The sequence below is a fragment of the Streptomyces sp. SID8352 genome (assembly GCF_009862265.1).
GTDB lineage: Bacteria > Actinomycetota > Actinomycetes > Streptomycetales > Streptomycetaceae > Streptomyces.
The window spans coordinates 1-8,502 of sequence record NZ_WWGX01000112.1 but is presented as its reverse complement, the minus strand read 5'-3'; the positions used below and the strand labels follow the sequence as shown (position 1 = coordinate 8,502).

Here is an 8,502-nt window from a genome sequence, read left to right as displayed (position 1 = left end):
GCGGGGGGTCGGGCCGGGGGGCGGGGGGATACGGGTGAGGGGGCGGGCGGGGTCGGGGTGTCGGGGGCGGGGTGGACCACCGGGGCCGACGCGGGCGGGTGGGCCTTCGCGGGGGGCGGGGCCGGGCTGTCGTTGCCCGCCAGGGCGAGGGCCAGGGCCGCCGCCGCGGCGACCGCGACCACGCCGCTCGCGATACCGGCCTTCACCGGCGCGCCCAGCCCCTCCGAGGCCGCCGAGCCGCCCGAGCCGCCCGAGGAACCGCCGGCCGCCGCCGCGCCCGCGGCACCGACCGCGCTCGCGGCCGTGCCGCCCCCGGCGACGAGCCCGGCCGCCTTGGCGTATCCGGCGGCGCCGAACCAGCCGATGACCGCGACCGGCACCACGGCGGGAATGCCGTTGGCGACCTCCGCGATCTGACTGGCGGCCAGGCGGCAGCGGGCGCACTCCTCCAGATGCTTGCGCAGCCCCCGTTCGGCACGGGTGCGCAGCCGGCCGCGGGCATAGGTGCCGAGCTGGTCGGCCCAGCGGGCGCAGCCCGCCTCGGCGGCCAGCGCGTCGCTGACGTGGGCCTGGAGATAGGCCTGCTTCAGCCCCTCCCGGGCCCGGCTGGCCAGCACCCGGGTGCCGTTGGCGTCCAGGCCGAAGAGCGTCGCCACCTCGCTCGGCGACTCGTCCTCGACCTCGGTGTGCCAGAGCACGGCCTGCCACCGCTCCGGCAGCGACCGGAAGGCGCGCATGGCCATCGACTGCTCGGCCTCGTGCATCGCCCGGACATCGGCGCCCAGCTCCAGGGTCTCGTCCTCGGACACCGCGGACGAGCGCGCCGACTGTGTCGCGAACACCGCGAAGTCGTCGACCAGATGCTCGCGCCCGGCCGACCGCGTCCACCCCGCGGCGACCCGCCGCACACTGGTGAGCAGATAGGCGCGCACCGCGTACTCGGGGCCGGAGCCGCCGCGCACCGCCTGCAGCACGCGGGCGAAGACCTCGGCGGTCAGATCGTCCGCGGTGTGGGCGTCACGGCAGCAGGTGCGGGCGTACCGGCGCACCGCGTCGGCGTGGCGCCGGAACAGCTCCTCGTAGGCCGAGTCGTCGCCCGCGCGCATCCGGCCGATCAGCTCGGCGTCGGACGGCGGCAGGTCGCGCGGGGGCGGCAGGACCCCCTCGCCCTCGTCCGGCCCCCGCTGCGCCGGGACGCCGCCCGACGCGAAGCCGCCGGGCCGCACGGCCCCCGGCGGCGGGCCGTCCCGGGGGACGTCCGCCCGGCCACCCTGTTCCGGCACCTGCGGCGGACCCCCGGTCTCGGGGCCGCCCTCACCCGGGGGACCGTTCCGCCCGTCAATGCTCATCTCGGAAAGCCCCCGCCACCTTCCCGGCCAGTACTGAACACCGGGTCAGCGTGCCACACGTGCTGCGGCCGGGGCCTTCCGGGACCCAACCGTCACCCGTCCGTGGGCACTTGGCGATACGGAGCGCCCACGCTCAGGCGTTCGGGGTGGGAGCTCCGCACCGCGGCGGCGCTCACGCGGGGCGGGACCGCAGTCCCTCCAGCAGGATGTCCAGCAGTCGGGCCGAGGCCGCCGCCTGCTGTGCCGGATCGGGCAGCGAGGGCGCCGCCGTGGCGATCACCAGCAGTACGTCCGCCACCGACACGTCGGTCCGCAGCTCGCCCGCGGCCCGGGCCCGCTCCACCAGCCGGCCCACGACCTCCAGCAGCGCAGCCGCCCCGTGGTCGTCCACGGCGGGCACCGGGGCGGCCGCGGCCACCGGCTCCTCGGGCACCAGGCGCAGATCGCCGGGGGCGGGCTGGTGGCGCTGCTGCGGCACCCGCAGCTCACCGGCGGCGCCGGACCCCGGACCGTCCTGCTCCTCCGCGACGCCGACCCGCAGCACCTGCGGCGGCAGCAGCCGGCCGGCCCCGGACGCCACCGACGTCCGCAGGAACCGGGACAGCGCCGACCACGGCTCGTCCTCCTGCCCCAGCGCGGCCCGCGCCTGCTCGGTCAGCCTGGCCGTCTCCTCCTCGGCTATACGCCGGACCAGGACGTCCTTGCTCGGGAAGCGCCGGTACACCGTGCCGACCCCGACCCGGGCGCGCCGCGCCACGTCCTCCATCGGCGCGCCGTACCCCAACTCGCCGAAGACCTCGCGGGCCGCGCGCAGCACGTGCTCCAGATTGCGCTGGGCGTCCACCCGCAGCGGCGCCGTCCGCGGACCGTCCGTCCGCGCGCCGACCGCCGTGCTCACCGCCGCCCCGCCCGCGACCGCGGACGCGGCGGACGACCAATGAGATTCCTGAACATGCATAGACAATCCCCCGGTAATGACGTCTCCCCCCGGAGACTCTCCCCGCCATCGAAAGACGGAGTGTCCGGAACAGGCCCGCCTCGGGTGGTCCAGTCGTATGGACCCGATGAGGCCATCCCCCCACACTCCGTAGCAATGAACATAGTTGAGTGGGCGTCAATTCAGAAGGGGCACGTTCCGCGCGGTGTGGCAGGCGCCCGGAGCGCGCGGCGTATGCGCCCCGGGAATGCCGCCGTCATCCCCGGTTCCGACCCCTGCTGACCTGGGCGGCCGTGGCCCGGCCCGGGGAGGGGGACCGCGCGGCGTCCGGGTGGTCCCCGGTCACACAAATTGACGGGCCTGTGGACAAACGCGTGCGCCGGGTGCGTCATGGGATGGTGAAGGAACGTGCGCGCATTCTCGTTGTCGGCGGCGGCTACGTCGGGATGTACACGGCCCTGCGGCTGCAGCGGAACCTCAGGGGCGAACTGCGGAGGGGGGAGGCCGAGATCACCGTGGTCACCCCCGACCCCTACATGACGTACCGGCCGTTCCTGCCCGAGGCGGCGGCCGGATCGATCTCCCCGCGCCACGTGGTCGTGCCGCTGCGCCGCGTCCTCGACCGGTGCCGCGTCGTCGTGGGCCAGGTCCGGTCCATCGACCACACCACCCGCACCGCCACCCTCACCACCCTCGCCACCGAGGACGAGGGGACGGGCGCCCGCCGCACGACCTACGACGAACTGGTCCTCGCCCCCGGCTCCGTGGCCCGCACCCTGCCCGTCCCCGGGCTCGCGGAGCACGGCATCGGCTTCCGCACCGTCGAGGAGGCCATCGGCCTGCGCAACCACGTCATCGAGCAACTGGACATCGCCTCCTCCACCCGCGACCCCGCGCTCCGCGCCGCCGCCCTGACCTTCGTCTTCGTCGGCGGCGGCTACGCGGGCGTGGAGGCGCTCGGCGAACTGGAGGACATGGCCCGCCACGCGGCCCGGCACTACCGCAACGTCTCCCGCGAGGACATGAGGTGGATCCTCGTCGAGGCCACCGGCCGCCTCCTGCCCGAGGTCGGCGAGGACCTCGGCCGCTACACCGTCACCGCACTGCGCCGCCGCAACGTCGACGTGCGGCTGCGGACCCGCCTGGAGTCCTGCGCGGACCGGATCGCGGTCCTCAGCGACGGCTCCCGCCTCCCCACCCGCACCGTCGTGTGGACCGCCGGCGTACGCCCCCACCCCGTGCTGACCGCCACCGACCTGCCCCTCGACGAGCGCGGCCGGCTGAGATGCACCCCCTGCCTCGACCTGGACGGCGCCCCCCACGCCTGGGCCGCGGGCGACGCCGCCGCCGTCCCCGACGTCACCGCCGGGGAACCCGGCCGGACCTGCGCCCCCAACGCCCAGCACGCCGTGCGCCAGGCGGCGGTCCTCGGCGACAACCTCACCCGCGCCCTGCGCGGCGAACCACTGCGCGCCTACGCCCACCGGAACGCCGGCTCCTTCGCCTCCCTCGGCTTCCACAAGGGCGTCGCCCAGGTGTACGGGCGCCGGGTGACGGGCCTGCCCGCCTGGCTGCTGCACCGCGCCCACCACCTCGGCCGCGTGCCCACCGCCAACCGGAAGGCGCGCGTCCTGGCCGAGTGGATCCTCGCCGGACTCTTCCAGCGGGAGATCGTTTCCCTCGGGTCGCTCGAACACCCGCGTGCCGAGTTCGAACTCGCTGCCGGTGGAAAGCCTTCCCCGGAACCACCGGGCGACCCGAAGGGGTCGTCCTGACCCACAGCGGGAACTCCGCCGGACCGCCCGGCGTCCGACGGATGTCGGCCGGGCCCGCATCCTGCCAGACTGGTCCACCACCGCGGGCGCCCCACCGCTCGACCCGCGCGGCCCCGGGACCGGCCGGTACCGGCCCCGGCCCGCCGACGACTACACGAGGCAAGGATTCGTGAACTTCACGCGCTGGAGCGCCCGGCTCCCCGGAACGCAGCGCCGCGCCGCAGCGCGGACCGACACACGGGACCCCGCCCTCTCGCGGGGCCGACGGGCGGACGGCTCCGTCCCCGCCGCCCGCGCCGGCCGGTCCGGTGACGACACCCGGCCCGTGCCGGCCGTCGACGACCTCCCGGTGCGCGACGTCCTCGACCGCGTCCCGGCCCTCGTGGCCCTCCTGCACGGGCCCGACCACCGCGTCGCCTACGTCAACGACGCCTACACCGCGGCCTTCGGCGCCCGCCCGCCCGGGGCCCGCGCCCGCGACGCCCTGCCCGAACTCGACGAACTGGGCCTCTTCCCCCTGCTCGACCAGGTCCAGCGCAGCGGCAGACCCCGCACGCTCAAGTCCCGCAGGGCCGCCGGCGGCCGCTCCTACACCTTCACCTGCACCCCGGTCACCGAGACCGGGCGGGACGACGGCCGCGGCGTGCTCGTCTTCGCCATCGATGTCACCGATCACGCCGAGGCCGCCGAGCGGCTGCGCGCCAGCGAACGCCGCCAGAGCGAGACCGCCGTCACCCTCCAGCGCTCCCTGCTCCCGCAGGAGCTGGAGGCCCCCGACGACCTGCGCGTCGCCGCCACCTACCACCCCGGCGGCACCGAGGCCGCCGTCGGCGGCGACTGGTACGACGTGATCACCCTCGGCGGCGGCCGCACCGCCCTCGTCATCGGCGACGTCATGGGCCGCGGCGTCCGGGCCGCCGCCGTCATGGGCCAGCTCAGGACCGCCGTCCGCGCCTACGCCCGCATCGACCTGCCCCCGCACGAGGTGCTCCGGCTCCTCGACGGCCTCGCCGCCGAGATCGACGCCAACCAGATCGCCACCTGCGTCTACGCCATCCACGACCCGAACGAGGGCCGCCTGGAGTACGCCTCCGCCGGACACCTGCCCATCCTCGTCCGCGACGAGCACGGCACGGTCCACCGCGCCGACGAACCGACCGGCCCGCCGCTCGGCACCGGCGACTGGGTCCACTCCTCCGGCTCCGTCCCCCTCGCCCCCGGCTCCACCGCCGTCCTCTACACCGACTGCCTCGTCGAACGCCGCGACCAGGACCTCGACGAGGGCATCGCCGCGCTGGAGCACGCCCTGGCCGGCGCGACCGGCAGCCCCCAGGTGGTCTGCGACCGCCTGATCCGCTCCGCGGGCGTCACCCCGGACCACGACGACGACGTGGCCGTCCTCGTCCTCCAGCACCCCGCCCGCCGGGGCGCCGAGGCCGAACTGTTCCGCAACGCCGCCCTCGACCTGCTCGGCGGCGTCGAGGCGGCGCCCCGCGCGCGGGCCTTCGCCTCCGGCGTCCTCACGAGCTGGCGCTTCCCCGCAGACCTGCACGACCTGGGCGTGCTGGCCGCCAGCGAGCTGGTCGCCAACTCCCTCCAGCACGGCACGCCCCCGATGCGCCTTCGGCTGCGCCGCACCGACCGGCGCCTGATCATCGAGGTCACCGACGGGGACGACCACCTGCCGAGGCGGCGCCGTGCCGAGCCGGGGGACGAGTCCGGACGCGGCATCGCCATCGTCGCGAGCATCGCCACCCACTGGGGCGCCCGCCACACACCCGGCGGCGGCAAGGCCGTCTGGTGCGAGTTCCTCCTGCCCGGCCCGCCGGGGAACGCCGGAGCGGTGGTGCGCCGGTGACCCAGGGGGTCCACCGGCGCACCACCGCTCTCCGTCGGAGCCGTCCCGGCCGCGCCGCCGCGCCGCCGGGACGGATCAGCGCGCCGCTCAGGCCTCCGCCGCCGCCACGGCGCCGACCGGGGGCCCGCCCTGCCGGACCACCCGGGCCCGCGCCAGGGACGGCTGGTTCTGCACGTCCGTGAGCTGTCGGCCCAGCCGCACCGCCAGCACCGTGATGCCCAGCGAGAACAGCAGGAACATCACGATGTACGGCCCGTGCAGCGAGGCCCCCAGCGGGCCGCCCACCGCCGGCCCGATCGCCAGCGCGAGCTGCTTGACCAAAGCGAACGCCGAGTTGTACTGCCCGGCCATGCCGGTCGGCGCCAGATCCGCCACCAGCGGGGCCACCGTCGGCGACAGCAGCGCCTCACCCAGCCCGAACAGCGCGTACGTGGAGACGAACGCCGCCGTCGCCATCGCCTGGCTGCCGTGCCCGAGCCCGGCGTAGCCGGCCACCGCCCACGCCACGGCCCAGATGAGGCCCACGGAGGCGATCACCCGGGAGCGCTTGCGCCGCTCCACGAACCTCAGCACCGCGAACTGCGCGATCACGATCACCAGCGTGTTCGCGGCCAGCGCCGTGCCCAGCGCGGACGTGGAGATCCCGGCCGCCTCGACGCCGTAGGCGCTCAGCCCCGACTCGAACTGGCCGTAGCAGGCGAAGAACAGCACGAAGCCCAGCACGCAGAGCTGCACCATGGCGCGGTTGCCGAGCAGCTCCCGCCAGCCACTGCCCGCCGTCCGCCCGGGCACCCCGGCCACCCGCGGCGCCCGCGGCATCCGCACCGTCGCCATCACGGCGACCAGCACCAGGAACATCGCCGCCTCGATGGCGAACAGCAGGGTGAACGACGCGGGGCGGGAGGCGTCGACCAGATGGCCGCCGATGAGCCCGCCGACCCCGAGCCCGAGGTTCTGCAGGAAGAACTGCGTGGCGAAGGCCCGCGACCGCGTCTGCGCCGAGGAGCAGTCCACGATCATCGTCGCGAGCGCCGGCTGCATGACGGCCTGGCCCGCGCCGAGCGCCGCCGCGGACAGCAGCACCGTGGCGGCCCCCGCGGCGAGCCCGAGGCTCAGCGAGCCCAGCGCGGCGGTGACGAGGGCGACCAGCAGCACCGGCAGCGGGCCGCGCCGGACGATCGCCCGTCCGGCGAACGGCAGCACGACCAGCGCGGCCACGGCGAAGACGGCGAGTACGAGACCCGCCGTCATGGACCCCAGCCCCCGTACCTGCGCCACGTAGACGTACAGATACGGGACCGTGAAGCCCAGCCCGAACGCGCTGAGTGCATTGCCCACATGAATCCGGCGCATCGCAGCGCCCATCGCCCTGGTCACGTTCACCCTCTCCGGGATCGCAAGCCCCAGCCGTTAGGGCTGAAGACTTAGAAGCTAAAGTTCGAAGATAAACAGTACACAGCGAAGGACTTCAAGGCAAAGAGGCCGCGTGCCATACTGCGCCCATGGGCGACACCTCCGGCGCCGGCGAGCCGACACTCGAAGAGCAGATCGCCGCCTACCAGCGCGAGTTCCAGGACCTCGATCCCCAGGTCGAGAAGATCGTCTCGGCGCTCTCGCGTCTCAACCGCCGCATGAACGTGGCGTACGGCCGCCAGACCGCCGAGCTGGGCATCGGCAACACGGACTGGGAGGTCCTCAAGGCGCTGGTGCTGTCCGGGGCCCCCTACCGGCTGGGCCCCGGCGAGCTGGCCCGGCGGCTCGGCCTCACCCCGGCCGCGATGACCCACCGCATCGACCGCATGGTCGCCGAGGGCCTGGTCACCCGGGAGCGGGACGAGACCAACCGGGTCCGGGTCATCGTCGAGCTGACGGCGGAGGGGCGCGAGAAGTGGCTGGAGGCGATGCGCCTGGCCACCGTCTTCGAGGGGGACCTCCTCCAGGACCTCTCCGCCGAGGAGCGGACTACCCTGGGCGAGGTCCTCACCCGTCTGCTGCGCCGGGTGGAGGACGCCCAGCCGGACGCCGGCGGGCGGCTGAGCGACCTCGATTAAAGATCTTGACAGCGTCGCTTGACAGCCCCCTCGGCGATCCGTAGTGTTCTCCGGGTTGCCACACAGCCGTAACGGTTTTGCGGCAGCACCTCCCGCCGCGGTAGCGGCACCCCACACCACCAGCAGGATCTCCTTCGGGAACGTGTTTTCGGCATGCCCGAATTCGTATTCCCGGCGGGGCCCGACGACCCGGTCGACACCGATTGGGAATCGCCGGAGGATTCCGCTAGTGTCTGGGACGCCGCAACGGCCCAACGGCCGCACCGGCAGCCCCCTCTGACGGGGAATCGGGACCGGAAGGTTCTGATAGAGTCGGAACCGCCGGAAAGGGAAACGCGGAAGCGGGAACCTGGAAAGCACCGAGGAAATCGGGTCGGAAAGATCTGATAGAGTCGGAAACGCAAGACCGAAGGGAAAGCGCCCGGAGGAAAGCCTGAGAGTGAATCTCGGGTGAGTACAAAGGAAGCGTCCGTTCCTTGAGAACTCAACAGCGTGCCAAAAGTCAACGCCAGATATGTTGATACCCCGACCT

Annotated in this window: 6 protein-coding genes; 3 read left to right on the top strand and 3 right to left on the bottom strand. The window is 74.4% G+C overall.

What is annotated here, in order from left to right:
* Both GTY84_RS32065 and GTY84_RS32060 read right to left on the bottom strand, forming a co-directional pair.
* Window positions 1-1,349 (bottom strand): sigma-70 family RNA polymerase sigma factor (locus GTY84_RS32065; protein WP_161229945.1); only part of this gene is annotated, 1,349 nt, incomplete at its 3' end.
* 172 nt (window positions 1,350-1,521) lie between these two features.
* Entirely contained in the window at window positions 1,522-2,307 is a 786-nt protein-coding gene (locus GTY84_RS32060; protein WP_161229944.1) for a helix-turn-helix domain-containing protein, read from the bottom strand.
* 374 nt (window positions 2,308-2,681) lie between these two features.
* Here GTY84_RS32060 and GTY84_RS32055 point away from each other — a divergent pair, with 374 nt between their 5' ends.
* Together GTY84_RS32055 and GTY84_RS32050 are read left to right on the top strand one after the other, a co-directional pair.
* Entirely contained in the window at window positions 2,682-4,061 is a 1,380-nt protein-coding gene (locus GTY84_RS32055) for an FAD-dependent oxidoreductase (protein ID WP_161229943.1), read from the top strand.
* A 169-nt stretch (window positions 4,062-4,230) separates the two neighbouring features.
* Window positions 4,231-5,919, top strand: coding sequence for a SpoIIE family protein phosphatase (locus GTY84_RS32050; protein ID WP_161229942.1), 1,689 nt, complete (start codon window positions 4,231-4,233; stop codon window positions 5,917-5,919).
* 87 nt (window positions 5,920-6,006) lie between these two features.
* On the opposite strand, the gene GTY84_RS32045 is transcribed toward GTY84_RS32050, so the two are convergent.
* Complete coding sequence (locus GTY84_RS32045; RefSeq protein ID WP_161229946.1) at window positions 6,007-7,284, bottom strand: MFS transporter; 1,278 nt, start codon at window positions 7,282-7,284, stop codon at window positions 6,007-6,009.
* Window positions 7,285-7,421: 137 nt separating this feature from the next.
* On the opposite strand from GTY84_RS32045, the gene GTY84_RS32040 reads away from it, so the two are divergent.
* Window positions 7,422-7,970: a MarR family transcriptional regulator gene (locus tag GTY84_RS32040; protein WP_161229941.1), complete on the top strand. Its 549-nt coding sequence runs from the start codon at window positions 7,422-7,424 to the stop codon at window positions 7,968-7,970.
* Window positions 7,971-8,502: the final 532 nt, after the last annotated feature.

Coding starts and splice junctions, on each gene's coding strand:
- GTY84_RS32060 (WP_161229944.1), bottom strand. CDS start 2,307: ATGCATGTTCAGGAATCTCATTGGTCGTCCGCCGCGTCCGCGGTCGCG.
- GTY84_RS32055 (WP_161229943.1), top strand. CDS start 2,682: ATGGTGAAGGAACGTGCGCGCATTCTCGTTGTCGGCGGCGGCTACGTC.
- GTY84_RS32045 (WP_161229946.1), bottom strand. CDS start 7,284: ATGGGCGCTGCGATGCGCCGGATTCATGTGGGCAATGCACTCAGCGCG.
- GTY84_RS32040 (WP_161229941.1), top strand. CDS start 7,422: ATGGGCGACACCTCCGGCGCCGGCGAGCCGACACTCGAAGAGCAGATC.